This window comes from Allobosea sp. LjRoot237, from assembly GCF_964253285.1.
Classification (GTDB): Bacteria; Pseudomonadota; Alphaproteobacteria; order Rhizobiales; family Beijerinckiaceae; genus Allobosea.
The window spans coordinates 2,313,300-2,338,670 of the sequence record NZ_CAXUQP020000001.1; the positions used below are offsets into that span (position 1 = coordinate 2,313,300).

The following is a 25,371-nucleotide window of genomic DNA, read 5'->3' on the forward strand; positions in this document are numbered from 1 at the left end:
TCTGGCACCTGAAGAGGCGGAGCCAAGGGATCGCGACGTTGAACTGGTCTTCCGGCAATGCAGGGGAGCAGTCGAGGCCGGTGATGGGCTGACAGGCCTGCATCGGGCGCATGGGGCGGCCGTATGGACCTTCGCTGCTAGCTTGCAGCCGTCGCCGTCGCCTCCAGCCCCATCTGCCAGAAATCGGCCTCCAGCCTTGAGGCCTGGCCGAACAGGGCGGCGAGCTCGTTGAAGCGAACTTCCGTCATGGCGCGCGCTGCGAGCGCGTCGAGATGGCGGCGGGCGTCGCGGGCGACCTGCTGATAGGCTTCTCCGGCATATTCGCCGATCCAATCGCGATAGGGATGGGTCGCGAGCGCTGGGCCGATATCCGCGGCGAGGCGGGCGCCGATCTCGGCATAGCCGACGACGCAGGGTGCAAGCGCCACGTGCAGGTCGAGCAGATCGCCAGCCTGCCCGCAATCGAGCACGAAGCGGGTATAGGCGACGGTCGCCTGATGTTCGGGCGCCGCCTCCAGATCAGCGGGCGACAGGCCCCAGCGCTCGCAGAGCCGGACATGCAGGTCCATCTCGAGGTCGAGGATGGCCGAGAGCCCGGCCTTGGCGGCACGCATGTCGGCGAGGTTGCGGCTCTTATAGGTCGCCAGCGCATAGGCGCGGGCGAACTGGATCAGGAAGAGATAATCCTGGACGAGATAGGTCCGGAACGCCGCCTCGGGCAGTGAGCCGTCGCCCATCTGCCGCACGAAATCGTGCTCGACATAGGACGTCCAAGCCGAGGCGGCGGCGGTTTTCAACCTGTCGAAGATGTCCACGGCCTGAGCTTCCTTCCTAGGGAATCACGCAGCAGTCATAGCGCAACCGGCGCCAGGTCGCCCGCGCCGGCTAACGCAGGTTTGATCCGCTTTGGCGGCGACAGGGGGGCGGCATCGGGCTAGCCTCCCTATCGTTTTGTAAAGCCAGGAGGGTTTGGCGATGGTCAATTCTGCGATCGGCCGGCGCGCTCTGCTTTGTGGCGTGGCCGCTGCGGTATTCGCCCTGCCGGCATGGGCGCATCATGGCTGGGGCTGGGCCGTGGACGAGCAAAGCGAGCTCAAGGGCACGATCCGCTCGATCTCGATGGCGCCGCCGCATCCGACATTGCAGGTCGCCGCCGCGGACGGCGTCGTCTGGCAGATCGATCTCGGCAATCCGAGCCAGACGGCGCGAGCGAATTTCACCGCCGAGACCGCCAAGCCCGGAGATGCCATCACCGTGCTCGGCAACCGCCATCAGGATGCGAGCAAGAAGCAGATGAAAGCTGTGCGCATCACCATCGGCGGTAAGAACTACGACATGTATCCGGAGCGGATCCGGACGAACTGAGCGCCGTGTCTGTTCTCGTCGACTGGCTCGGCAGCTGGCCGGGGGCCGTGCTGCTGCAGCGCTCCGGCACGGCCTATCTCCTCGTCAACGCGGCGCATATCCTCGGCATCGGCCTCCTGCTCGGGTCGATCCTGCCGCTCGATCTCAGACTGATGGGGATCTTGCGCGCTTCTGCGCTCCCTCTGATCGGGCCGGTCCTGATCCGGACGGCGGCGTGCGGCCTTGCGCTCGCACTCGCGACCGGTTTCTGGCTGTTCACGGTGAAGCCGGGCGAATATCTCGGCAACAGCGCCTTCCTCGCCAAGCTCGGCCTGCTCGCGCTGGCGCTGGCCAATATCATGCTCCAGCACCGTGGTTTGAAGCCGGTGCTGACCGGCGGCGAAATCGGCTTGAGGGTGCGCCTGCTTGCCGCCCTGTCGGCCGCGCTCTGGCTTTGCGTACTGATCGCCGGGCGCTGGATCGGCTTCCTGTGATGGCTTCAGAGCATAAGCGCTTTCATCGCCTCGTTGATCCACCCCCATTCTTGGCCGGGTCCGTCTTCTGACTCAAATGCACTGGATTGCGAACAGGGACGCGAAACCCTGTGCGGCGAAAGCTGTGTGTCGCCAGCGATGTGTCAAAGCGAAATTAGCTTCTCGCGGTCACCTTCCTGCGCGTGCACGCCCCACGCCACGATCCCATATCCAGGCACGCCGAACCGGCGAGCGAAGCGCCGAGCGGCGCGGCGCCGGCGCGCAGCTTCGATGGCCTCGGCTTCGAGCCCGTGCTGGAACGTGAGTACCGACAGCACATGCGCGCCGGTCAGCGCAGCAGCACGCTGGTCTGCCTGATCACGGCGCTCGGCATCTGGCTGACCTTCATCGGGCTCGACCTGACGCGGCTCGACAACTTCGCCATGATCGCAAGCGGCGATGGCTTGGTCGAGCTCGCCATCGCGCTCCGGCTGGGTACGCTCGCCGTGATCCTGCGGCTGGTCTGGATCGTGCGCCGCAACCGGCACGCCCGCTCCTTTCACCATCTCACCATGCTGGCGCTGGTGCTGATCGGCGTGACCTGCGCCTTCATCGCCAACATGTACAAGCTGCGCGGCCTGCCGCAGGCGGACATCGCCCAGCTCGTGATCATCGCCGCGGTGTTCTTGCCCATCGGGCTGACCTTCCTGCAGAGCCTCAGCGTCGCCCTGTCGATCGCCCTGTTCACCGCCGTGCTCGGCTTCGTCATGCTCGAGCCGGCGCAACTGGCTGAACATGGTCGGCTGTCGATCCTGCTGTTCTTCGCCGTTTTCGTCAGCGCGGTCGGGGCCTGGCTGCGCGAGCGGGCCGAGCGCGACCAGTTCCTGCTGCGCCGCATGCTGCACAACCGGGCGATGTCGGATCCGCTGACCGGGATCGCCAACCGGCGCGGCTTCGAGGAGCATGTCGCCATGGCGCTGCTGCAGGCGCGGCGTGACCGCGTGCCAGTCGTGTTCGCAGTGCTCGATGTCGACCATTTCAAGCGCTACAACGACCGTTACGGCCATCAGGCCGGCGACATTGCGCTGGCCCTGATCGCCCGCGCCATTGACGGCACGCTGCGCCGGCCGATGGATATTGTCGGGCGGCTCGGTGGCGAGGAGTTCGGCCTGTTCCTCTACGACACCACGCCGGAGAAAGCGCAGGATCGGTTGGAGCAGGTGGCACAGGCGATCGCCGAGCTCAGGATCGAGCACGCCGCGTCGCCGACGGCGCAATACATCACGGTCAGCATGGGGGCCGTCGGCTTCGACGGGCAGGAGACGGCCGTCGATCTCTATCGCCGTGCCGATGCGGCGCTCTATGCCGGCAAGGCCTCGGGCCGGAACCGGGTCGAGTTGGGCGAGAGCGGCGAGCGCCTGGCGGGCTAGCCGCGTCCGCCGCCGAGCTGCTATGCGGCGTTCCTCCCTTCGCGATGAGAGAACTCCCATGTACGAACCCGTTTCCATCGGCTTGATCGGCGCCGGCATCATGGGCGAACGCATGCTGCGCGCGATCCTGGCGCAGGCGCCCGAGCTCGTGCGCGCCGCCGGGATCTGGGATCCGTCCGGGCAGGCGATGGCGCGGATCGCGCAGGAGCTGCCGCAGGTGGCGCGGGTTGCCGATGCCGCTGCAGTGATCGCGGCGAGCGATTGCGTCTACATCGCCTCGCCGCCGGCCTCCCATCTCGGCCATGCGCGCGCCGCGCTCACTGTTGGAAAGAGCGTGTTCTGCGAAAAGCCGCTCGCGATCGACGTGGCCGATTCCCGCGCTTTTGTCGCCGAGGCGGCAGCGCGCGGCGCGGTCAACTTCCCCTTCGCCTCTTCGCCTGCGATCGCGCAATTGCAGGATTGGATCAAGACCGGGCCTGTCGGTGGCAACAGGCGGATCTCGATCGAGGTCGCCTTCGCGACCTGGCCGCGCTCCTGGCAGGCCGATGCGGCGGGGTGGCTCGACCGGCGCGAGCAAGGCGGCTTTACGCGCGAGGTCGTCTCGCATTTCCTCTTCCTGAGCCGCCGGCTCGGCGGGGCGCTGCACGGCCTGCAGGCGAGCGCTTCCTTCCCGGAGGCGGGCAAGTCGGAGCGCCGGATCGAGGCGCGATTGATGGCCGGCGACATCCCGGTGACGCTTACCGGCAGCGTCGGCACAACCCAGAAGGACGATCACAACATCTGGGTGCTGGAAGGCGAGGGCGGAGCGGTCAGGCTCTGCGACTGGTCGCTGGCCGAGCAGCGCCAGTCGGACGGTTCCTGGCGGCGTGCTCCCGATGCGCTGACACAGCTCGAGGCGCGCCCGGTCGCGCTGAAGCGGCAGCTCGAAGGTGTGGCGAAGCTGGCCCGCGGAGAGGCTCATCAACTCGCGACGCTGGAGGAGGCGCTCAACGTGCAGGAGATCGTCGAGGCGATCCTGGCGAGCTGAGGTCTCTCGTAAGTGGCGAGAATTCTTGTCGTTCGGCCGGTTCCGGTCGAACGGAAAGCGCGCTGCCTTCATTGAGGCGACATGGCAGGAGGGCTATGATCGGCGGGCTCAGGAGGCCTGCCGATGCGCCATGCCTTCCTCACCGACACCCAGATCGACGCCCGCGCTCTGGCGCATCGGCGCGGGCTCGGCTTTGCCGACGATGAGGCCGTCGATGCCATGACGCTGCTGGCCAGGCTCAAGACACGCTACCCGGAGTTCGCCTATGAGCGTGTACCCGATGGCTCGCTTGGCGAGGCCGAAGCGCAGTGGGATTCGCTGGAGAAGCGGCTGCTGATTCGGGAGAGCGTGTTCCAGGCCGCCGAGCGCGGCGAGGGCAGGGCGCTGATGACGGTGGCGCACGAGGTCGGCCATGCACTGCTCGGCCATGACGGCAATCTCAACCGCGCGCCGGCCGGCAGCCGGGCCGAGCGGGTCTCGGCGAAGCTCCGGTCGATGGAGTATCAGGCGCGGCGCTATGCGGCGGCGTTCCTGATCCCGGACACGCCGGCAGTGCGCCTGCTGGATGCGAGCGCGCTGAGCGAACGCTACCGGGTCAGCATGAGCGCCGCGATCGTGCGTCATAGCGAGCTGCGCTCCGGCGAGAGTGCGCGGGCCCTGCCTTTGCGACAGGCCAGCCTCGATCTCTAGCCGCTTGCGGTCGGCGCGCTCGCGAGGCATGGCTCGGGCAACGTGACGATTATCGAGGCTGCCATGACCATTGCCGCTACCGGCCTGCCGCTGGCGCCGAGGCCCGCCCAGCGGGCTCAGGCCGTTTCGCCCTTCATCGTCATGGACGTGATGAACGCGGCCGAGGCGATCGAGCGGCGCGGCGGCTCGGTCGTGCATATGGAGGTCGGCCAGCCCTCGGCGGCGACGCCGGCCAGCATCCGGGCGGTTGCGGCGCGGGCGCTGGAGGATGGCCGCATCGGCTATACCCAGGCGCTCGGCATCGGCTCGCTGCGAGCCCGGATCGCCCGGCATTATCGCGAGCGCTACGGCGTCGAGGTGCCGGCCGAGCGCGTCGTCGTCACAACCGGCTCCTCCGGCGGCTTCATCCTGAGTTTCCTCGCCTGTTTCGAACCGGGTGCGCGCATCGCAATCACGGCGCCGGGTTATCCGGCTTATCGCAACATCCTGATCGCGCTCGGGTTCGAGCCGGTTGCGATTCCGGTCGGACCGGAGACGCGCTATGCGCTGACGCCGGAGCTGATCGCCAGGGCTCATGCCGAGAAGCCGCTCGCCGGCGTGCTGACGATGAGCCCGGCCAACCCAACCGGCGTGGTGATGGCGCCGGAGGCGATCGCAGCTGTCGCGGCCGAATGCCGGAGGCTCGGGCTCTGGTACATCTCCGACGAGATCTATCACGGCCTGACCTATGAGCGGCCGGCGACGACGGCGCTCGCCGCCGATCAAGGCGCGATCATCGTCAATTCCTTCTCGAAGTACTATTGTATGACCGGCTGGCGTGTCGGCTGGCTGGTGGTGCCGGAGCGCCTGGTGCGCGTGATCGAGCGGCTGCAGCAGAACTTCTCGATCTCGGTGCCGATGCTGAGCCAGGTCGCCGGCGAGGCGGCCTTCGACGCGACCGAGGAATGCGAGGCGATCAAGGCCGGTTATGCCGAGAATCGTGCTTATCTGCTCAAGGCGCTGCCGGAGATCGGGTTCGGAGATTTCCTGCCTGTCGATGGCGCCTTCTACATCTATCTCGATATCGGGCGATATTCGAACGATTCCATGAGCTTCTGCCGGGATGCTCTGGAGAATGCCGGCGTCGCGATCACGCCCGGGCTCGATTTCGACGAGGGACGCGGCGCGCGGACGGTCAGGCTCTCCTTCGCCGGTTCGCTGGCCGAATGCGAGGAGGCGGTCGCGCGCATGGGGCGCTGGCTGAAGGCACGCTGAAGCGAGTGCTTGCCAAGGCGAAGCGGTGGACTCAATCTGATCCGGCTTGGGGGCAGGACATGGTCGCAATGCGGAACTGGCTGAAAGCCCTGGCGTTGTGCGCGGCGGCGCTGTCGGCCGGTGTTGCCGCGGGCCCGGTGGCGGCACAGCATGCCAAGGCGGATTCATCGCCGGTGCTGACCCTGCGCGGCGATGAGACGCCCGAGACGGTGCGCAAGCTGGTCGATGCCCTGTCAGCCGGAGGGCGAAAAGTCGAGATCAGGATCGCCGGCAAGGGCGAGGCAGCTGCCGCTCCTGCAGCACAGGCATCTGCAGTGGCTGGTGCAGCGCTGCCGCCATCGTCGAGCAACGCTCCGGCAGAGCATGAAACCCCGGCCGAAGCCTTCTGGGATCATTTCGTCGATGGGGTGTCGCAGGGCCTCGGGGCCGTACCGCGCCTTGCCCAGATACCGGATGCCTGGCGTAGCGCCTGGGCGCAGAACCGCAACGGCGCAAGCGGGCTCTCAGCAGGCTGGCGGCTCGCAATTGGTCTTTTCCTCGCGCTCACTGTGGCCGGGCTGTTCCGGCTCGTGACCAAAAGTTGGTTCACACGCCGGCTGCGGCCAGAGGGACCGGAATTCACGCCGCGCCTGATCGCGTCATCCTGGGGCTTGCTGCAGGATCTGGCGACGCTCGGGCTCTGGCTCGCAGTGCTGCATGCGGTGCGCAGATTCTGGCTGCCGGAGCCCGACCTCGCCCATATGATGCTGCGCACGATCGCCAACGGCCTCACCATCGGCGCCGGATATCTGATCATCGGACGCTTCCTGCTCGCTCCCGGCGCCTCGGAACGTCGGCTCATGCCGCTGCCGCGGGCCGAACGGGCTTTCAAATTCCTGATCTTCTTCGGCATTCTCACCCCCGTCCTGCTGACGGCGACGGTGTCGATCCAGCATGCCACCGGCCCCGGAGCCGTTGTCGGGCTGTTCGCTCTGGTCGGCATTGTCTCGACCTTGTTCAAGGTCTGGTGGTTCATCGATGCGCGGCACGATCTGGCGGCGCTCATCCTCGGTTCAGCGCATGAGCCCGGGACGGCGCGCCGCGTGATCGCGCTGACGACGGGGTGGCTCTATGCCGCGCTCGCCGTGCTGATCTGGATGGTCGGCAATGCATCCTCGATGATGGAGGGTGGGGCGCGCTGGGCCGAGGCAGCCGCACTGACGCAGTTCATCATCGTGCTGGCGCCGATCCTGGCCGTCGGCATCACCAGCCTGATGGCCTGCCGGCAGGCGCATGCGGCGGCGATGGGCGAGACCGCGCCGCTCTCGCTCGCAATCGGCCATGCCCTGCGCGCTGCGGCGGGCGGTGCGATCTGGGCCGGCGGCTTCTATTTGCTGGCGCGGCTCTGGGCTGGTTTCCTGTTCGGCGTCAGCTCCGATCAGTTCACCGTGCTGATGCGCCAGGCTGGCGGCGTCGCCGTACTCGCCTTCGGCGGCTGGGTGGCGATCGTCTTCCTGCGCAGCTTCTTCGACGCCTATACCCCGAAGCCCGTGGCGAGCCTGCCGGGCGACGAGGATGCGGTCGCGCACGATCATGTGCCGTCGCGGCTCGCGACCGTGCTGCCGGTGCTGCGCGGCGTCGTGCTCACCGCCGTGTTTGCCCTGACCGGACTGGTGCTGCTGTCGCGGCTCGGCGTCGATATCGGGCCGCTGCTGGCGGGCTTCGGCATTCTCGGCCTCGCCATCTCCTTCGGCTCGCAGGCGCTGGTGCGCGACATCGTCTCCGGCTTCTTCTTCATGCTCGAGGACGCCTTCCGTGTCGGCGAATATGTCGATACCGGCCGCCTCAAGGGCACGGTCGAGAAGATATCGCTGCGCTCGATGCAACTGCGCCACCAGAGCGGGCAGATCCACACCGTGCCCTTCGGCCAGGTGCAGTCGCTGACCAATGCCAGCCGCGACTGGGCGACGGTGAAGTTCAACGTCCGCCTCGACCATTCGGCCGACATCGAGAAAGCACGCAAGACCATCAAGAAGGTCGGGCTGGCGCTGATGGAGGATCCCGAATACGGGCCGCATTTCATCGCTCAGCTCAAGATGCAGGGCGTTGCCGACATCACCGATTCGGCGATCGTGATCAGGCTGAAATTCACCGGCAAGCCGAACCAGGCCTCGATGCTGCAGCGCGAGGCGCTGAAGCGGGTCTATCGCGGGCTGAACGAGGCGGAGGTGCCGTTCGCCTCGAATGCGGTGACCGTGCGCGAGGGCGGCGGCAAGGCTGGCGCGGCGGCGATCGCGGCCGTGCCGCCACCGACGCCGCTGGTTCCGGCGGCCGAGTGAACCTCGACCGGGCCGGGTAGTTTCACCCGGGCTGGTGGCCAAATTCCAGCATGAAGAAGAAGCCGAAGCCGATCAGCACCAGCAGGCCGCCCATGCCGGCGGCGAGACGGGCGGCGGAGAGCTGGCCTGCCCATTCATGGCGCTGTCCAGCGCGTTCGGCGGCGCGCTCGCGGCCGTGCTTGCGGAACTGGCTGGCATAGAGGTCGGGCGTCATCTGCGGGCCGACCGGCAGGTTGCCCTCCAGTTCGTAACGCACCGCGACGAAGAGGGTGAACAGGCCGGTGAGGCCGACGCCGAGCCAGCCGATCATCTGCTGGGCGAGCCAGGCAAGACCGAGAAGGCCGGCGCAGGCGATCGCCCTCACCAGCAGGCGTTCACGGCTTCGCGGCGGGCGCATTCCTTCCTCCCCATCACGAAAAAAGCTTGATCGACCACTTATTGGCGGCAGTCAGAAAAGCGATCACGGAGCCGACTTCGGAGGGACGCCGGAGAACTCGCAGGACAGTCAGCTCACAATCCGTTGCGGACGTTCGCTATCGACGCGGATCCCGATATCGGCTCCATCAACTCAATACGGTTCCCAAATGGATCAGAAACGTATCGCCGATTGTAGCCTGCAAGCGGTTCATCCTCGACGACGCGGTAGCCAGCGCTCGATAGCGTTCTAACGAGGTCATCCAATCCATCTACAATGAAAGCAGGGTGAGCTTTTCGCGCGGGTTTAAAGTCGGGATCGACGCCGAGATGAACCTTAAGTTTTCCGCTTTCAAACCAGCAGCCGCCTCTGGCGCGAAGGTTGTCGGGCTTAGGAACCTCCGGCATCCCCAGCAAATTATCATAGAAGGCACGAGCCTGTTCCTCCTCGCCCTCAGGCATTGCCAATTGGATGTGATCAAGCGCTCGGATCGGCATCACCAACTCCCCAACACTCTCTGCATCCTGCCGTTTCCGCCCGCGGGCGGAAACTCATCGGGCGGCCGCCTCACAGCCGTTTCAGATAAACAACGAGTTGGCGCCTTGACCCCTGCTGTCCAATAGAAAAAGGCCGCCGCGATTGCTCGCAGCGGCCCTGATTTCTACTTGCGTCCGGCCAGCTTGTTCCACCAGCCGCCGCGCTTCGGCCGGTCCGGGTCGGGCGGCGTCAGCACGACCGCGACCGGTTCCTCGATCACGCGCGGGGCGGGCGGGGTAGGCGGCTCCTCGGCAACAGGCTCCGGCTGAGGAGCTGCGGCTTTGGTCGGCTTGGGCGCGGTCACCGGCTCGGCCGGAGCGGCAGCGATGCCGTCCTCGGTGATCGGCACGACCTTCTTGCGCGAGCGGCTGCGCTTCGGCTTCTCGACCGGCTCGGCGACCGTCTCGTCCGAGGGGGCGACAGCCTTGGCGGTTTCGGCCACCACGACTTCCGCTTCTGTTTCGGCGTCTGCCTTCTTGGCGCGGCCACGGCGGGGGCGCTTCGGCTTGGCACCAGCTTCCGGCTCGGGCGCAGGGGTCTCGATCACCGGGGTGGCCGGTTCCTCGAGTGGGACTGCGCCAGGGCCAGGAGCGGCATCGTCCGACTCGCCGACCGCGTCGTCATCGCTGCCCTCGTCGTCTTGGTCATCGGACTCGTCGGCAGCGCCTTCCACCAGCTGGCCCTGGCTATCGCGCTCGCCACCGCGCCGCCGCCGACGACGGCGGCGCCGACGACGGCCGTCGCGGCTCTCCTGGCTTTCGCCTTCGGCAGCGGGGCGCGGCGCGGCCTCGCTCTCGCCTTCGGCCTCGCTCGCAACCTCGACTTCGACCTCGACGACGTCCTCTTCCTCCGGCTCGTCGACGATCGCCTCGGCGCGCATGCTCGACACCGGCACGACGCGGTTCTCGTTGCCGACGAACTCGCCGCGCTCGACCTCGAAATAGCGTGTGCCGAGCAGGGCGGCGTCGGCCGAGACGGTGATGGCGATGTTGAAGCGCTCTTCCAGGTCGCGCAGATGCGCGCGCTTCTGGTTGAGCACGTAGAGCGCGACTTCCGGCCGCGTGCGGACCTCGAGATTATGCGAGGCGCTCTTGATCAATGCCTCCTCGAGCGCACGCAGGATCTGCAGCGCGATCGACGGCGTCGAGCGGACGAGGCCGGCGCCTGCGCAGTGCGGGCAGGGCACCGAGGAACTCTCGAGCACGCCGGTGCGGATGCGCTGGCGCGACATCTCGAGCAGGCCGAAGGCGGAGATGCGACCGACCTGGATACGGGCCCGGTCGTTCTTCAGGCACTCCTTCAGCTTCTTCTCGACCGCACGATTGTTGCGGTTCTCCTCCATGTCGATGAAGTCGATCACGATGAGACCGGCAAGGTCGCGCAGGCGCAGCTGGCGGGAGATCTCCTCCGCCGCTTCGAGATTGGTCTTGAGGGCAGTGTCCTCGATGTTGTGCTCGCGGGTCGAGCGCCCGGAGTTGATGTCGATCGCGACCAGCGCCTCGGTCTGGTTGATGACGATGTAGCCGCCCGACTTCAGCGTCACCGTGTTCGAGAACATCGCGTCGAGCTGGCTCTCGACGCCGAAGGCGGCGAAGAGCGGGGTCTGCTCGCGATAGGGCTTCACGCTCTTGGCATGGCTCGGCATGAGCATGCGCATGAAGTCCTTCGCCTCGCGATAGGCATTCTCACCGGCGACGTGAACCTCGTCGATGTCCTTGTTGTAGAGGTCGCGGATCGAGCGCTTGACGAGGTTGCCCTCCTCATAGACCAGCGCCGGGGCGACCGAGCCGAGCGTGAGCTCGCGCACGCTCTCCCACATTCGCATCAGATATTCGTAGTCGCGCCTGATCTCCGGCTTGGTGCGGGAGGCGCCGGCGGTGCGCAGGATGATGCCCATCCCCTCCGGCACCTCCAGCTCCTGGGCGATCTCCTTCAGGCGCTTGCGGTCCTCGGCGTTGGTGATCTTGCGCGAGATGCCGCCGCCCTTGCCGGTGTTCGGCATCAGCACGGAATAGCGGCCGGCGAGCGAGAGATAGGTGGTGAGGGCGGCGCCCTTGTTGCCACGCTCTTCCTTGACGACCTGAACCAGGATGATCTGGCGGCGCTTGATCACCTCCTGGATCTTGTACTGGCGACGCGAATGGCGGTGCGGCCGCTCGGCGATGTCGTCGAGGGCGTCGCCGCCACCGAGCTGCTCGGGCTCTTCCTGGGCTTCTTCGCCGCCGTTCTCGTCGTCGCCGCTCTCGTCGTCATGCGACGGCCGGCGTGCCTTTGTCTCCTCGCCGCTTTCTTCTGATACGGGAGCCTCAGTGGTCTCGAAGGTCAGCGGCGCAGCGTTCTCGACGACGGTCTCGCTGTCGGATTCAGCGACGGCCGGGGCGAAGGAGTCGCCGAAAGCCGGCGCGCCTTCGTTGACCATCGCAGCTTCCTTGCCGTCAGTCTCGACATGACCATTGCCACCCTCGACCTCGGCGCTGACAGTCTCGCCGCTCTCGGCGGTGCGCTTGGCACGGTTGTCGCGGCCGTCACGATCGCGGCGGCCACGGCGGCCGCGGCGCTCGCGCTTTTCCTCGTCGCGCTCTTCCTCGCGCTCGGCGCGAGCATCCTCAGCGAGCAGCGCCTGCCGATCGGCGATCGGGATCTGATAGTAATCCGGGTGGATTTCGGAGAAGGCGAGGAAGCCGTGGCGATTGCCGCCATATTCGACGAAGGCGGCCTGGAGCGACGGCTCCACCCGCGTCACCTTCGCCAGATAGATATTGCCGCGGAGCGGCTTGCGGCTGGCAGATTCGAAATCGAACTCTTCAATGCGCGAGCCGCGGGACACCACGACCCGGGTCTCTTCCGGGTGGGTGGCATCGATAAGCATCTTGTTGGCCATGGGACAAATCCATTGGCGCGGCGGCCTTGGCAATCCGCCGGGCTGCGGATGCGAATCCGCGGCCGCGGGCAGGGGCGCCGCGCGTAAGCCGGCTGAGGCCGGCATGTTGCAGGGGAAGGAATTCGATCAAGAGACGACGACGGGAGCGAGCGGCGGGGCGGGCAAAAAGCCCGTCGCCACCTGAAAGGTCTCGACGAAACACCGAAAGGGAAAGCGGCGTCGTTTGCCCCGACATCTGACCTTTGACCTACAGCGCACCTCTAGAAGCGAGGCACACCGCGTTTGACACGCTCGCGGACAAGAAGACCGGCGCCGATTGCTGCCTGGCGCAAGCTCGTCCGCGGACGATTCCGTTGTTGACTGCCTCCGCGCCGGCGCGGATCGGTTTGACCGACCCGGTCGTTCGGCTGTTTCGCAGGGCGCTGGCAGGCTTGGATGGCCCAGCTTGTGCGCTGCGGTAGCCTTCGCGTTGCAACCATCTCCATTACAGACAGGCGATGCATTTTTGCAAGCGCGTTAACAGTGGCCAAGTTTTGGCGGGCGGTTCCCGGCGCTGGCCCTGCATGGTAACGGGTTGTCAACGAATGGCGGCGCTATGGTTAACCTTCGTTAAGCGTCGAGCGAGCGAATCGAGGAGCTTTCTCCTGCTGCACGGGCTTCGCCTTTCTGGTGCGCGCATGGGCTGCATCGCCATGCTGGCATGGCGTTTCGCCTTGGTTGCGACGCTGGGCTGCCTGCTCGCGGCCGCTGCGGCGGCGAATCCGGCCGGCCGCGGCGCCAGCGACTTTCCGGTCGCCACCGATGCGCGGATCGAAGCCCAGGGCGATGCGGTTCGGCTGACATTGACATTGTCGCGACCGGTGACCGCGAGCGCGACCGTGATGGCGGGCCCCGATCGCGTCATCGTCGACCTGCCGTCGATCAATTTCCAGATCGAGCCGAAGCAGGGCCGCAAGTCGGCCGGTTTTGTCTCCGGTTTCCGCTACGGCCTGTTCATGGCCGATCGTGCCCGCATCATCCTCGACCTGGCGCAGCCGGCGATGGTGGCGAGCGTCTCCGTCAAGCCGCAACGCGGCGGCTTTGGCGAGCTCACGGTCGAGTTGAAGCGGACAAGCCGCGAGGAATTCGCTGCGCTTGCTCGAGAGGCAGCTGCCAAGGCACAGCTGCCGAGCATTCCGGTCGAGCGCAAGGCCGAGGGCGATTCGCGCCGCATCGTGGTGATCGATCCCGGGCATGGCGGCATCGATCCGGGTACTCAGGTTGCTGCGATCGCCGAAAAGGCGGTGGTGCTCGCCTTCGGGCTCAAGCTGAAGGAGCAGCTCGAGGCGCAAGGGCGTTACCGGGTGATCATGACCCGCTCGGACGATACCTTCATCTCGCTGGGCGATCGTGTCCGTATCGCGCGCGGAGTCGAGGCCAGCCTGTTCATTTCGATCCATGCCGATTCGCTGGCGCAAGCTCAGGATGTGCGTGGTGCTACCATCTATACCGGCTCGGAGCGCGCGAGCGACGCCGAGGCGGCGCGGTTGGCGGCGAAGGAGAACCAGGCCGATGCCGTTGCCGGCCTTGATTCGGGCGAGGACGTGCATGACGTCGCCGGCATTCTGATGGATCTCGCCAAGCGCGAGACCCGCAGCTTCTCGACGATCTTCGCACGAAATCTGGTCGAGCGGCTCGGCGGCTCGGTCAGGATGCACAAGGTTCCGTTGCGTTCTGCAGGTTTTCGCGTATTGACCGCTCCCGATGTGCCGTCGGTTCTGATCGAGCTCGGCTACATGTCGAGCCCCAAGGACGCCGAGCTGTTGATTTCCGAGGGCTGGCGCAACCAGGCGGCGGCGGCTGTCCAACAGGCCGTCGACCAGTATTTCGAACGCCTGCAGACACCGGGCAAGGCTGCGCAGAGCAAGCCTTGACGGCGGAGTGGTCGAAGATGGCGATTTGTGGTCGTAAAGCCACGGTTCCGCCATGTCCGCCATGATATAGAGACGAGTTCAAGATCAGCCGGGCACGGTGCGACGCCAAAGGGGGAGGGCGCTGCCGCTGCCGCTAGCCGAGGTCAAAATTCTCGATGCGGTTCATACTGCGCCTTTTCGGATGGGCGTTCGCCGCCGGTACGATCCTCTTCGTCATCGGCGTCGCGGGTGCGGCCGGCGTGATCTGGCACTACTCCAAGGACCTGCCCGATTCGGCGCAGCTGCGGAATTACGAGCCGCCGGTGATGAGCCGCGTCCATGCCGGCGACGGCAGCCTGATCGCTGAGTTTGCGCGTGAGCGCCGGCTCTACCTGCCGATTCAGGCAGTGCCGAAGCTGATCATCGACGCCTTCCTCTCGGCCGAGGACAAGAACTTCTACAAGCATTTCGGCGTCGACCCCGAGGGCCTCGCCCGCGCCGCGATCTCGAACTTCCGCAATCGTGCTTCCGGCCGCCGCCCGCAGGGCGCTTCGACCATCACCCAGCAGGTGGCGAAGAACTTCCTGGTCGGCTCCGAACAGAGCATCGAGCGCAAGATCCGTGAGGCGCTGATCGCGCTGCGCATCGAGTCGACCTACTCCAAGGACAAGATCCTCGAGCTTTATCTCAACGAGATCTATCTCGGCGCACCGGCGCCCGGGCAGGGCAGCTATGGCGTCGCCGCGGCGGCACTGAACTATTTCGGCAAGTCGGTGCACGAGCTGAACGCGCAGGAAGCGGCCTATCTTGCGGCGCTGCCGAAGGCACCGACCGACCTGCACCCGTTCCGCAACCGCGAACGCGCGATCGAGCGACGCAATTACGTGCTCGATCGCATGGGAGAGAACGGCTTCCTCAAGCGCGCCGATGCCGAGGCTGCCAAGAAGCAGCCGCTCGGCGTCAATCCGCGCACGGTTTCGCCGAACCAGATCGCCGCCGGCTATTTCGCCGAGGAGATTCGGCGCGAGCTGCAGGATCGCTATGGCGAGAAGAAGCTGCTCGAAGGTGGGCTCTCGGTCCGTGCCACGGTCGATCCGAAGATGCAGCTGATGGCGCGCAAGGCGCTGGTCGACGGTCTCGTGCGCTTCGACGAGGCGCGCGGCTGGCGCGGCGCGATCCAGAAGATCGATGCGTCGAGCCGCGAATGGGGCGTCGCTCTCGGCGAGTTGCCGGTGCTCGGCGACGTCAAGCCGTGGCGGCTCGCCGTGGTGCTCGACGTTGCCGGCGACGGCGCCCGCCTCGGCTTGCAGCCTGTGCGCGAGACATCGGGCCAGCTCCGGCCGGAGCGCGAGACGGTGACGCTCGGCCCGGACGGCATCCGCTGGACGCGGCGCACCCGCGTCTCGCAGGCGGTCTCGCCGGGCGATGTCGTCTATGTCGAACCGCTCGACGGCAAGCCCGGACAGGTCCGTCTGCGCCAGATGCCCGAGGTCAATGGTGCGATCACCGTGATGGACCCGTTCTCGGGCCGCGTGCTTGCCATGGTCGGCGGCTTCTCGCATGACCAGTCGGAGTTCAATCGGTCGACGCAGGCGCTGCGCCAGCCGGGCTCGTCGTTCAAGCCCTTCGTCTATGCGACGGCGCTCGACAATGGCTACACCCCGTCCAGCATCGTGCTCGACGCGCCGATCGAGGTCGACCAGGGCGGCGGCCTCGGGATGTGGACGCCGAGCAACTATGACGGCAAGTTCACCGGCCCACGGACGCTGCGCTACGGCATCCAGTTCTCGAAGAACCTGATGACGGTGCGCCTCGCCAAGGATGTCGGCATGCCGCTGATCGCGGAATATGCCCGCCGCTTCGGCATCTATGACGACATGCTGCCGGTTCTCTCGATGGCGCTCGGCGCCGGCGAGACCACGGTGATGCGGATGACCGCGGCCTATTCGATGCTGGCCAATGGCGGCAAGCGCATCCGGCCGACCCTGATCGACCGCATCCAGGACCGCTGGGGCGCGACGATCTACAAGCACGACCAGCGCACCTGCGAGGGCTGCGAGGCCGATAAATGGGCGAACCAGCGCGAGCCGCGCCTGGTCGATAATCGCGAGCAGGTGCTCGACCCGCTGACCGCCTACCAGATGGTCTCGATGCTGGAAGGCGTCGTCAACGCCGGCACCGCGACGGTAGTGAAGTCGGTCGGCAAGCCGCTTGCCGGCAAGACCGGCACAACCAACGACGCCAAGGACGTCTGGTTCGTCGGCTTCTCGCCCGACCTTGCCGTCGGCGTCTATATGGGCTTCGACAAGCCGAAATCGCTCGGCAACTCGGCGACCGCCGGCCAGTATGCCGCACCGATCTTCCGCGATTTCATGACCGTCGCGCTGAAGGAGAAGCCGGCGACGCCATTCCGCGTGCCGCCCGGCATCAAGCTGATCCGGGTCGATCCGCGCACCGGCATGCGCGCCGGCGGCGAGGGCGGCATCCTGGAAGCGTTCAAGCCGGGCACGGCGCCGCCGGACAGCTATTCGGTGATCGGCGCGTCCGATGGTACGGGCGGGGCGATGAGCGTTGCCCCGGCGGGCGGCCGCTCGGTCGGCTCAGGCACGGGCGGGCTCTACTGAGCCCTCCCATCCCCGCCAAGGCGGCGGCGCTCGCCGCGTCTTTGCGGGATATCCTGCGGGCGGAACTGGCGCGTGGCAACCGGATCGCGGAGATCGGCGACTGGCCTCTGCATTGCGAGCTGCTGGTGATCCTCGAACGGCCCTTTCGCAAACGCTATACGCTGACGGCCGGACTCGACTACGCGGACATCAACGACCCGCACCACTGGCAAGCCGAATATCGCCATGATGGCGGGCGCCATTGCCTCGCCTGCGGCTTCTGAACGCCGGCCAGCCAAGGCCGGGCATTTACAGCGTGGCGCATCCTTTCTATGCCAGCGCCCAGACAGCTCTTTCGCACAGGACTTCGATCCAGGATCATGCGCCCCGAAATCCAAACGCAACTCGACAACGCCAAGCAGTCGATTGGACTGCTGAGGAGGCATCTTTGACTGGGATGTCGCACAACGACGCCTGGCGGAGCTGAACGCGCTTTCCGAAGGTCCGGATTTCTGGAACGACGCCGAGACCGCGCAGAAGCTGATGCGCGAGCGCACTTCGCTCGAGGACCAGATCAACGGCATCGCCAAGTTGGAGCGCGAGCTCGACGACGCGCTGACGCTGATCGAGCTCGGCGAGATGGAAGAGGACGAGGCCACCGTCTCCGAGGGCGAGGCGGCGATCAAGGCCGTCGAGGTCGAGGCGGCGCGCCGCCAGGTCGAGACGCTGCTTTCGGGCGAAGCCGACATGCTCGACACCTATGTCGAGATCCATCCCGGCGCCGGCGGCACCGAGAGCCAGGACTGGGCCGAGATGCTGCTGCGCATGTATCGGCGCTGGGGCGAGCGGCGGAAGTTCAAGGTCGATATGCTGGAATACCAGGATGGCGATCAGGCCGGCATCAAGTCGGCCACGCTGCAGTTCAAGGGACACAACGCCTATGGTTGGCTGAAGACGGAATCGGGCGTGCACCGGCTGGTACGGATCTCGCCTTTTGATTCCAATGCAAGGCGGCAGACCTCCTTTGCGTCGGTCTGGGTCTATCCGGTGGTCGACGACCGGATCGTGATCGACATCAAGGAATCTGACTGTCGGATCGATACCTACCGGGCGCAGGGCGCCGGCGGTCAGCACATCAACACGACCGATTCGGCGGTGCGCATCACCCATATTCCGACTGGTATCGTGGCAGCCTGCCAGCAGGAGCGTTCGCAGCACAAGAACCGGGCCAAGGCCTGGGACATGCTGCGCGCCCGCCTCTATGAGGCCGAGCTGAAGAAGCGGGAAGAGAAGGCGAACGCCGAACAGGCCTCCAAGACCGATATCGGCTGGGGCCATCAGATCCGCTCTTATGTGCTGCAGCCCTATCAGCTGGTGAAGGACCTGCGCACGGGCGTCTCCTCGACGGCACCGTCCGACGTGCTCGACGGGGATCTCGACCCGTTCATGGAGGCGTCGCTGGCGCAGCGCGTCTACGGGACGACAGTCGAAGTCGAGGATATCGACTAGTCGAGGTCAGGATGGCGCCGTCTGAAACCACCGCGCCGTCATTCCGGCCGCAGCGAAGCGGAACGCCGGAATCCATCGTAGGGCTCCGGCGCTCTAAGATGGATTCCGGAGCTGCGCGGCTTCGCCGCTTGTCCGGAATGACGCGGGAAGGATAGCGCTAGGATGAGGCCGTCGTCACCGTCCCGGCTGCGCAACGGCCTGATCAATCTCGCGGTCTCGGCCGGCAGCGTCGTCGTCTTCCTGCTATTCTGCGAACTGGTGCTGTTCCGCTTCGTGCTGCCGGCGAGCGATGTGCCGCGCAACGCCTTCGTCAACGAGGTGGTGCGCTACCAACCGGGACAGAGCGGCATTTGGCGGGTGCGCGACGAGATCGCGGCGCCATTCAGGATCAATGTGCAGGGCTGGAACTCGCCGCTGCCGGACTATCCGGTCGAGCGCAAGCCTGGCGTCGCCCGCATCGCCTTCGTCGGCGACAGCTTCGTCGAGGCGTTGCAGGTGCCGTTCGACAAGAGCTTCGCCGAAGCGGTTGGCGCCAAGCTGGCTGCTGCGGGCCCCGTCGAGGTCCAGCGCTTCGGTGTCGCCGGCGCTCCACTCAGCCAGTATCTGCAGATGGTCGAGCGCGAGGTCGTGCAGCGGCGGCCCGACCTGATCGTCGTCAACCTGGTCCACAACGACTTCGACGAGAGCTTCGTCTTCAAGGCGGGGCGCTATACGTCGAGCTTCCTCAAACTGAAGATCGAAGGCGGCAAGGTCGTTGGCGAGGTTGCTCCCGAGCCCTGGCGCGCCGGCTGGTTCGAATTCGTTCGCCAGAGCGCGACGGCCTGCTTCCTGCTCTATCGCTGGCAAGTCAGGCCGCAGGCGCTGGTCGATGCGATCCTTGGTCCGGCCAAAGCCGCGGGCGAGGGTGGTTATGCCGCCAACATCGACGTGGCGAGCGTATTGGCGCAGGAGGCCGATATCCGCGTTGCGACCGATTACCTGTTCGGCCGGCTGAAGGCGCGCGCCGATGCGATCGGGGCAAAGCTCCAGCTCGTCATGGATGGCGATCGCGAGGCGATCTATGCCGGCCGGGCCGACAGCCCGGCGTTGAAGCTCAATCGGATCGCCGCCAAGATGGCCGGCAAGCACGGTATTGCTTTCCTCGACCTGAACCCGGTCTTCGCCGCCGAATGGGCCAGAGCCGGCAAGCGTTTCGAATTCCAGGCCGACGCGCATTGGAACGAGTATGGCCATCAGGTCGCAGCCGCCGCTATCGCCGAAGCTTTGCGCTGAATCGATTCTCGAATCAAAACAAATCGCTGCGCGTGAGCGCTGCAGCGATCTGTGAAGCTGATTGAGTTCAGAAAACCGCCCTTGAGGACGTGAGCCTCAGACCCGTCCGGCGAGCTTGTTGCCGGCGCGCAGGAAGCGGTTCGGATCGATCGGGTCGCCGTCGAGACGGGTCTCATAGTGCAGATGCGGCCCGGTCGAGCGGCCGGTCGAACCGACGCGGCCGACGAGGGCTCCGCTGGTCACCGTCTGGCCTAGGCTGACCAGGATCGCCGACATGTGAGCGTAGCGCGTGGTGAGTCCGTTCGCGTGCTCGATCTCGACCATGTTGCCGTAGCCACCCGAATATTCGGCGGTCACGACTTTTCCCGGACCCGTGGCGCGTACCGGCGCTCCGTGCTCGGCGCGCAGGTCCATGCCTGTGTGCAGGGCGGCCCCACGGGTAAAGGGATCGGCGCGGTAGCCATAATTGGAGCTCAGCTCGAGCTCTCCGTCGAGCGGCCTGTTCAGCGGCAACCGCTCGGCGAGGCCGCGCAGGCTGAATACAGTCGCTATGCGCGGCTGCAACGAGTTCAGCGTCGCCTCGAAGGGGCCGGCCGCAGGATCGATGTTGAGCGGGACGAGCGGTCCGCCGACGCCCTTTGCGACGGAGCTCGCGGCGGCGAGCCTGTCAGTGTCCAGCCGGGTCTCTGCGAGCGCACTGCGCAGGGTCTTCTGGGTCTCGCCGAGGGTGCGGTCGATGTCGCGCAAGGCGGCGAGCTGGGCGGCCGAGCTGCGCTCGATCGATTGATCGAGCTGGATCAGCGCGCCCGCCACGCGCTTGGCCGGCGGTACGGGCTCCTCCGCCTCGCCCGATTGCCAGGGAGCCGCACGGTCGTCGGCGCCGCGCAGCGGCAAGGTCTCCGGCGCCGGTGTCGGCTTGCCGGACGCGAACGGCGCGAAACTGGTGACGCCGGAGGCACGGATCGGCTCCTCGGGCTTGATCATGCGCTGGCGCAGCGGGTTCTTTGCGGCCTGCGAGGTACCGATGCCGGCCGATTGCAGGCTCTCGGCGACGGCGTTGACGAGGGACTGCCGCGATTCGAGCTCGGCCTGACGCGTGGCAATCTCTCCGACACGGGCCTCGACCCCGTCCTGATCGAGCAATGCGCGGCTGGCGAGCCGGTCGACATCGGCGCGCAGCGCCGCGATCCGGTCCTCATAGGCGTATTGGCGCGAAGTCTCGCGAGTGATCAGTCGCGCAGCGAGATCGTCCTTGCGCAGGATGTACCAGCTCGTCGCACCACTCCAGGCGGTAGTCAGCGCCAGCAAACTGAGGCCGAACAATGCGGTCGAGCGGCTGATCGTGAAGCTGCGGCGAGACAGAATGCCGGTCACGGGAAGCGCAGGGCCAGGGGCTTGGACACGAGAATCCGAGGGAATCATACGCAAAACCGAGTTGACGCTGCGATGGTTCGATTAGACCCCGTTAGGGTTAATCAATCGCAAATCATCGTCGGTTTCGCAGGGTTTTGGCCTGCAGGCGTCAGAGCACCCGGGCAGCGGCGAGCACCTCCTCGGCATGGCCCTTGACCCGGACCTTGGCCCAGACGCGAGCGATCTTGCCCGTCGCGTCGATCAGGAAGGTGCTGCGCTCGACCCCCATATAGTGCCGTCCATACATCTGCTTCTCGATCCAGAGGCCATAAGATTCGATCGCCTCGCGCTTCTCGTCCGAGACCAGGGTGAGCCGCAATCCGTACTTCTGCTTGAACTTGTCGTGGCGCTTCACCGAATCGGGCGAGATGCCGATCACCGTTGCGCCGGCAGCGGCGAACTCCTCGCGCAGTGCGTCGAAGGAGAGCGCCTCGTTGGTGCAGCTTTGGGTGTCGTCCTGAGGGTAGGCGTAGAGCACGATCTTGCCGCCACGCAGGCTGGAGAGCGTCAGGGTTCCACCGCCATCCGTCGGCAAGGTGAAGTCCGGGGCCGCAATGCCTTCGTTCAACGCCATCTCCGCCTTCCTTTGGTCTCGATCACATGCAACGGCCGGGCAAGCCGTCAACGACAAGTCGGCTCGGACCACAGATCAGAACCGCCGGGACCGAATCAGCTAGCTTGCAGATTGCTGTACCGCTCCCCGGATCAGGCGCATCATGCGGACAGCAAGGCGGCCCGCCGCCGGAGCCGTTACATCGATCCGCACGATTCGAGCAGCAAGACAAGAAGCGTTTCCGTTTGACCGAGAACAGCAAGACCAGCGTTATCTCCGCATCTGGCGCGACCTCCGCGGCGGAATGCCAGGAAGTCGTCGCTGTGGCGAAGCGCGCCTGGCGCGGTATCGTCACCATTGCAGTGGCGGTTTGCGTCGCGGTGGTGACCCTCGGTTTTGTCGCAGCGGCCTTGCTGGTCAGCGGGTTCATTCCGCTGTCAGGGCTCGAAGGCCGCATCTCCACCGCCATCGAGGAGCGGCTCGGGCCGAACTGGAAGATCACGGCCGAGCAGGCCGAGCTCGATCGCGTCGACGGTCGTTCGCGCCTGCGGGTTCGCGAGGTCTCGTTCCGGCATGCGAGCGGGGCGTCGTTCCGGGCGCCGGAGGCTGTCCTCGGCTACGACGCGATGGCGCTGCTCCGCGGCAATATCCGCCTGGTCTCGCTCGACCTGCGCGGCGTCAATATCCGGCTCGGCGTCAGGCAGGACGGATCGCTGCTGCTGGAACAGGATGCCCAGCCGGAGCAGGTATCGAAGACACCCGTGGCCGGTGATCCGGTCGACTGGGACGCGTTCGCCGGCGCCATGAATGCGATCGGCGCGCTGGTCTCGAACGAGGGCCTGCTCGGATCACTCGAGGTCGCCGGCATTGGCGGGGCTCGTGTCACCCTGATCGATCCGGCTGGACGGCAACGATCCGGCCTGGAGGACGTCGATATCAGGCTGGTGCGCTTCGGCGGCGGGCAAGCGCGGCTGGCGATGAAGGGACGGATCGGCCCGCGCTGGAAAGAGCTGGCCATTGATTTGTCGAGCGCTCCTGACGGCACAAGCAGCGCGACCATCGATATCCAGCGCTTCGAGCCGGCCGAAGCCGTGGCGCTCGCCTTCGGCAACGCCATGGTCGCGCTGGATGGCATGGCGCTCAGCGGCAAGATTTCGCTGACCCAGGCAGGCAATGGCGAGCGCAAGTTCGCGGCGGGGCTGACCGTCGCGCCGGGCGTCGTCCGTGTCCACAATGCCGGGCTCGACCCGATTGAGGTGCAAGGGGCGAAGCTCGATTTCACCAGTGAGGACGGCCTCAAGACGATCAAGGTCGCAACCGTCGAACTCCAGGCCGGCGAGACGAAGCTCGCCGGAAGCGGGCAGGCGCGGAACGAGGGCGGCATCTGGCGGTTGGTGCTCGATGGTGGCGGGCAGGTCGCCGGCATCGGCAAGGATGCCGCGGTCGCGATCTCGGCGTTGCGCACGCAGTTCGATGTCGATCCCGGCGCGGGCGAGATCCGGCTCGGGCAGCTTTCGATCAAGGGGCCGCTGATCAACGCCGAAGGCTCCGGCATGGCGCGCCGGCGCGACGAGCAGAACTCGCATCAGTTCCAGATCAGGGCGGTCGATACCGATATGCGGGCCGCACTCGCAGTCTGGCCGGCGGTGACCTCGCCCGGCCTGCATGCGGCCCTGTCCGAGATGGTGCAGAGCGGGCGGGTCGAGGAGATCGACGTCAAGGTGACGATGTCGCCAGAAGCGAACATGCGGCTCGCGAGCGGCAAGGGCATGGACGACGATGCGGTCGCCGTGAGCTTGAAGGCCTCGCAGGTCAGCTTCCTGCCCAATCCCGGCCTGCCGCTCCTCACCGATGCACGCGTCGTAGGTTCGACCACCGGTCGTACCGTCGACCTCACGATTTCGCAGGCTACCGCCGAGCTCGGCGACGGCCGCAAGCTCGGGTTGAGCGAAGGTACCTTCGCCATGTCCGACACCTGGGCAGATCGGCCACAGGCGCGGATCGGCTTCAAGTCGACGGGCTCCGCCGATGGGCTCGTCGCGCTCCTCAACTTCCCGTCCCTGCGTGAATTCTCGCCGCTCAAGATCGAGCCGGGCGCACTTCGCGGTATGGTCGATCTGACCAGCCAGCTCTCCTTGCCGCTCGTCAACGATCTGCAGTTCGCCGACGTCGTGATCCGCAGCAGCGGCGCCCTGGCCAATGTCGCCTCCGACAACCTGCTCGGCGGCGAGAAGCTGGAGGGTGCCAATCTGGCCCTGAACTACGATCGCGGTCAGCTTTCCATCAAGGGCGAGGGCAAGGTCGGCGGCGACAAGGCGCCGATCGAACTCAAGCAGAACGCCAAGGGGCAGGGCGAGGCGACCGTCTCGCTCGCGCTCGATAACGCCGCGCTCAAGCGGCGTGGCTTCGGTCCCGAGACCGGGATGAGCGGCCCCGTGCAGATCAAGGTCGTCAAGCCGCTCGGCAAGAGTCCGGAGGCGCCGCCACGGGTCGAGGTCGACCTGACGAAAGCAGCGATCGACACAGGTGTTCCGGGCGTCAGCAAGCCCGCAGGCCGGGCTGGCAAGGCAGCCTTCACCTATGTCAGCGATGCCGACGGTCCGGATTTGGAGGATCTGACGATCGAGAGCGCGCCGCTGCTGGCCAAGGGACGTATCTCGCTGACCAAGCAGAATGCGTTCGAGAGCGCGAGCTTCTCGCAATTGCGCCTGTCGCCCGGCGACAATCTGACCAAGGTCGAGATCGGCCGCGATGGCAACCTGACCAAGCTCTCGGTGCGCGGGGCGGTGTTCGATGCCAGGCCCTTCATCCGCGACCTGTTCGACGCACCGGCAGCTCCGACCCGCGGCGCGCGTGGCGGCCAGAGTGCTGCATCAGGGCCGGATTTCGATCTCGATCTCGACGTGCCGATCCTGACCGGCTTCAACAATGAGGCGCTCGGCAATTCGCAGCTCAAGCTCTCGCGCCGGAACGGGGCCATTCGCTCGGTCGCCTATCAGGGCCGCATCGGCAAGGCCGATCTTTCGATCAAGCAGGCGAGGCAGGGCGAGGGCGCCGGCCAGTTGGTCATGCAGTCGGAAAACGGCGGCGCGACCCTGCGCTTCCTCGACCTCTATCGCCGCGCCTATGGCGGCGACCTGATCCTGCAGCTCGGAGCCGGCGAGGGGCGCCAGCCGGGCGAGCTGCTCCTGCGCAATTTCACAGTGCGGGACGAGCCGGCCTTGCGCCGCGTCGTCGGCCCGCCGGGCTCCCAGGCGCCGAACGCGCTCGACAGCACCGGGGCGCCGGTTCCGCGCATCGATGCGAGCGATGTCGCCTTCACCAAGCTGCGGGCCGAATTCGTGCGCAGTGCCAGCCGGATCGATGTCAGCGACGCGGTGCTGTGGGGCCAGCAGGTCGGCTTCACCATCCAGGGCAGCGTCGACTATGGCCGCGATCGCGTCGACATCGGCGGCACCTTCGTGCCGGGCTATGCCTTCAACAATGCTTTCGCGCAGGTGCCGGTGGTCGGCATGATCCTCGGCGGCGGGCAGTATGGCGGCCTGTTCGCTGTGAATTTCCGCGTTTCGGGCTCGGCCAGCCAGCCGACGATGACGGTGAACCCGCTCTCGGCGATCGCGCCCGGCATCCTGCGCCGCTTCGTCGATCCGCTCGGCGGCGGCCCGCTGGAGCAGGCGCGTCCCGGTGCCAGAGTGCCCGCGCCAAGTGCTGCGGAGCGCTAGATGCAGATGCGCCCAGCTTGCATGGCAAGCCGGACGCT

The 25,371-nt window shown here is 66.4% G+C and carries 19 protein-coding genes; 13 read left to right on the forward strand and 6 right to left on the reverse strand.

Annotation, left to right across the window (positions count from 1 at the left end; all coding sequences use genetic code 11):
• Positions 1-137: 137 nt before the first annotated feature.
• The gene (tenA, locus tag ACSQ24_RS11310; RefSeq protein WP_436094762.1) at positions 138-815 is read right to left on the reverse strand and encodes a thiaminase II; all 678 of its coding nucleotides are present in this window, start codon (positions 813-815) and stop codon (positions 138-140) included.
• A 160-nt stretch (positions 816-975) separates the two neighbouring features.
• On the opposite strand from tenA, the gene ACSQ24_RS11315 reads away from it, so the two are divergent.
• From ACSQ24_RS11315 to ACSQ24_RS11345, 7 genes are all read left to right on the forward strand, one after another.
• Positions 976-1,365: a DUF6152 family protein gene (locus ACSQ24_RS11315; protein ID WP_436094763.1), complete on the forward strand. Its 390-nt coding sequence runs from the start codon at positions 976-978 to the stop codon at positions 1,363-1,365.
• 5 nt (positions 1,366-1,370) lie between these two features.
• Positions 1,371-1,838 (forward strand): DUF6644 family protein, encoded by a 468-nt coding sequence (locus ACSQ24_RS11320; protein ID WP_436094764.1) that lies wholly within the window; start codon positions 1,371-1,373, stop codon positions 1,836-1,838.
• 182 nt (positions 1,839-2,020) lie between these two features.
• A complete protein-coding gene (locus ACSQ24_RS11325) occupies positions 2,021-3,247 on the forward strand; it encodes a diguanylate cyclase domain-containing protein (RefSeq protein WP_436094765.1) in 1,227 nt (408 codons plus the stop codon).
• Positions 3,248-3,305: 58 nt separating this feature from the next.
• Positions 3,306-4,274 (forward strand): Gfo/Idh/MocA family protein, encoded by a 969-nt coding sequence (locus ACSQ24_RS11330; RefSeq protein WP_436094766.1) that lies wholly within the window; start codon positions 3,306-3,308, stop codon positions 4,272-4,274.
• 123 nt (positions 4,275-4,397) lie between these two features.
• A complete protein-coding gene (locus tag ACSQ24_RS11335; protein WP_436094767.1) occupies positions 4,398-4,964 on the forward strand; it encodes an ImmA/IrrE family metallo-endopeptidase in 567 nt (188 codons plus the stop codon).
• A 63-nt stretch (positions 4,965-5,027) separates the two neighbouring features.
• Positions 5,028-6,218, forward strand: a complete 1,191-nt coding sequence (locus ACSQ24_RS11340; RefSeq protein ID WP_436094768.1) for a pyridoxal phosphate-dependent aminotransferase — start codon at positions 5,028-5,030, stop codon at positions 6,216-6,218.
• A gap of 59 nt (positions 6,219-6,277) precedes the next feature.
• Positions 6,278-8,536 (forward strand): mechanosensitive ion channel family protein, encoded by a 2,259-nt coding sequence (locus ACSQ24_RS11345; protein WP_436094769.1) that lies wholly within the window; start codon positions 6,278-6,280, stop codon positions 8,534-8,536.
• Between the two features lie 22 nt (positions 8,537-8,558).
• On the opposite strand, the gene ACSQ24_RS11350 is transcribed toward ACSQ24_RS11345, so the two are convergent.
• The 3 genes from ACSQ24_RS11350 to ACSQ24_RS11360 form a co-directional block, all read right to left on the reverse strand.
• Entirely contained in the window at positions 8,559-8,933 is a 375-nt protein-coding gene (locus ACSQ24_RS11350) for a hypothetical protein (protein WP_436094770.1), read from the reverse strand.
• 113 nt (positions 8,934-9,046) lie between these two features.
• Complete coding sequence (locus tag ACSQ24_RS11355; RefSeq protein WP_436094771.1) at positions 9,047-9,448, reverse strand: VOC family protein; 402 nt, start codon at positions 9,446-9,448, stop codon at positions 9,047-9,049.
• 164 nt (positions 9,449-9,612) lie between these two features.
• Positions 9,613-12,369, reverse strand: coding sequence for an Rne/Rng family ribonuclease (locus tag ACSQ24_RS11360; protein WP_436094772.1), 2,757 nt, complete (start codon positions 12,367-12,369; stop codon positions 9,613-9,615).
• A 692-nt stretch (positions 12,370-13,061) separates the two neighbouring features.
• Here ACSQ24_RS11360 and ACSQ24_RS11365 point away from each other — a divergent pair.
• The 5 genes from ACSQ24_RS11365 to ACSQ24_RS11385 all read left to right on the forward strand — a co-directional run bounded on the left by ACSQ24_RS11365 (position 13,062) and on the right by ACSQ24_RS11385 (position 19,645).
• Positions 13,062-14,282, forward strand: coding sequence for an N-acetylmuramoyl-L-alanine amidase (locus ACSQ24_RS11365; RefSeq protein ID WP_436094773.1), 1,221 nt, complete (start codon positions 13,062-13,064; stop codon positions 14,280-14,282).
• A gap of 155 nt (positions 14,283-14,437) precedes the next feature.
• Positions 14,438-16,885 carry a penicillin-binding protein 1A gene (locus ACSQ24_RS11370; protein ID WP_436094774.1) on the forward strand — a complete coding sequence of 816 codons (2,448 nt, stop codon included), beginning with the start codon at positions 14,438-14,440 and terminating at the stop codon, positions 16,883-16,885.
• A gap of 41 nt (positions 16,886-16,926) precedes the next feature.
• The gene (locus ACSQ24_RS11375; RefSeq protein WP_436094775.1) at positions 16,927-17,148 is read left to right on the forward strand and encodes a hypothetical protein; all 222 of its coding nucleotides are present in this window, start codon (positions 16,927-16,929) and stop codon (positions 17,146-17,148) included.
• Between the two features lie 96 nt (positions 17,149-17,244).
• Positions 17,245-18,373 (forward strand): peptide chain release factor 2 gene (gene prfB / locus ACSQ24_RS11380; protein WP_436094776.1). Its coding sequence is split into 2 segments (ribosomal slippage): positions 17,245-17,313 and positions 17,315-18,373, totalling 1,128 coding nucleotides; the frame shifts between segments, so codons are not numbered across the junction.
• 162 nt (positions 18,374-18,535) lie between these two features.
• On the forward strand, positions 18,536-19,645 hold the full coding sequence (locus tag ACSQ24_RS11385; protein WP_436094777.1) for an SGNH/GDSL hydrolase family protein: 1,110 nt from the start codon (positions 18,536-18,538) through the stop codon (positions 19,643-19,645).
• Positions 19,646-19,741: 96 nt separating this feature from the next.
• On the opposite strand, the gene ACSQ24_RS11390 is transcribed toward ACSQ24_RS11385, so the two are convergent.
• Positions 19,742-21,019, reverse strand: coding sequence for a M23 family metallopeptidase (locus tag ACSQ24_RS11390; protein WP_436094778.1), 1,278 nt, complete (start codon positions 21,017-21,019; stop codon positions 19,742-19,744).
• 148 nt (positions 21,020-21,167) lie between these two features.
• Entirely contained in the window at positions 21,168-21,632 is a 465-nt protein-coding gene (locus ACSQ24_RS11395; RefSeq protein WP_436094779.1) for a peroxiredoxin, read from the reverse strand.
• A 224-nt stretch (positions 21,633-21,856) separates the two neighbouring features.
• Here ACSQ24_RS11395 and ACSQ24_RS11400 point away from each other — a divergent pair, with 224 nt between their 5' ends.
• Positions 21,857-25,333, forward strand: coding sequence for a hypothetical protein (locus ACSQ24_RS11400; RefSeq protein WP_436094780.1), 3,477 nt, complete (start codon positions 21,857-21,859; stop codon positions 25,331-25,333).
• Positions 25,334-25,371: the final 38 nt, after the last annotated feature.

Coding starts and splice junctions, on each gene's coding strand:
- ACSQ24_RS11335 (WP_436094767.1), top strand. CDS start 4,398: ATGCGCCATGCCTTCCTCACCGACACCCAGATCGACGCCCGCGCTCTG.
- ACSQ24_RS11340 (WP_436094768.1), top strand. CDS start 5,028: ATGACCATTGCCGCTACCGGCCTGCCGCTGGCGCCGAGGCCCGCCCAG.
- ACSQ24_RS11385 (WP_436094777.1), top strand. CDS start 18,536: ATGAGGCCGTCGTCACCGTCCCGGCTGCGCAACGGCCTGATCAATCTC.
- ACSQ24_RS11345 (WP_436094769.1), top strand. CDS start 6,278: ATGGTCGCAATGCGGAACTGGCTGAAAGCCCTGGCGTTGTGCGCGGCG.
- ACSQ24_RS11360 (WP_436094772.1), bottom strand. CDS start 12,369: ATGGCCAACAAGATGCTTATCGATGCCACCCACCCGGAAGAGACCCGG.
- ACSQ24_RS11350 (WP_436094770.1), bottom strand. CDS start 8,933: ATGCGCCCGCCGCGAAGCCGTGAACGCCTGCTGGTGAGGGCGATCGCC.
- ACSQ24_RS11365 (WP_436094773.1), top strand. CDS start 13,062: ATGCTGGCATGGCGTTTCGCCTTGGTTGCGACGCTGGGCTGCCTGCTC.
- ACSQ24_RS11330 (WP_436094766.1), top strand. CDS start 3,306: ATGTACGAACCCGTTTCCATCGGCTTGATCGGCGCCGGCATCATGGGC.
- ACSQ24_RS11315 (WP_436094763.1), top strand. CDS start 976: ATGGTCAATTCTGCGATCGGCCGGCGCGCTCTGCTTTGTGGCGTGGCC.
- ACSQ24_RS11395 (WP_436094779.1), bottom strand. CDS start 21,632: ATGGCGTTGAACGAAGGCATTGCGGCCCCGGACTTCACCTTGCCGACG.
- ACSQ24_RS11355 (WP_436094771.1), bottom strand. CDS start 9,448: ATGCCGATCCGAGCGCTTGATCACATCCAATTGGCAATGCCTGAGGGC.
- ACSQ24_RS11370 (WP_436094774.1), top strand. CDS start 14,438: ATGCGGTTCATACTGCGCCTTTTCGGATGGGCGTTCGCCGCCGGTACG.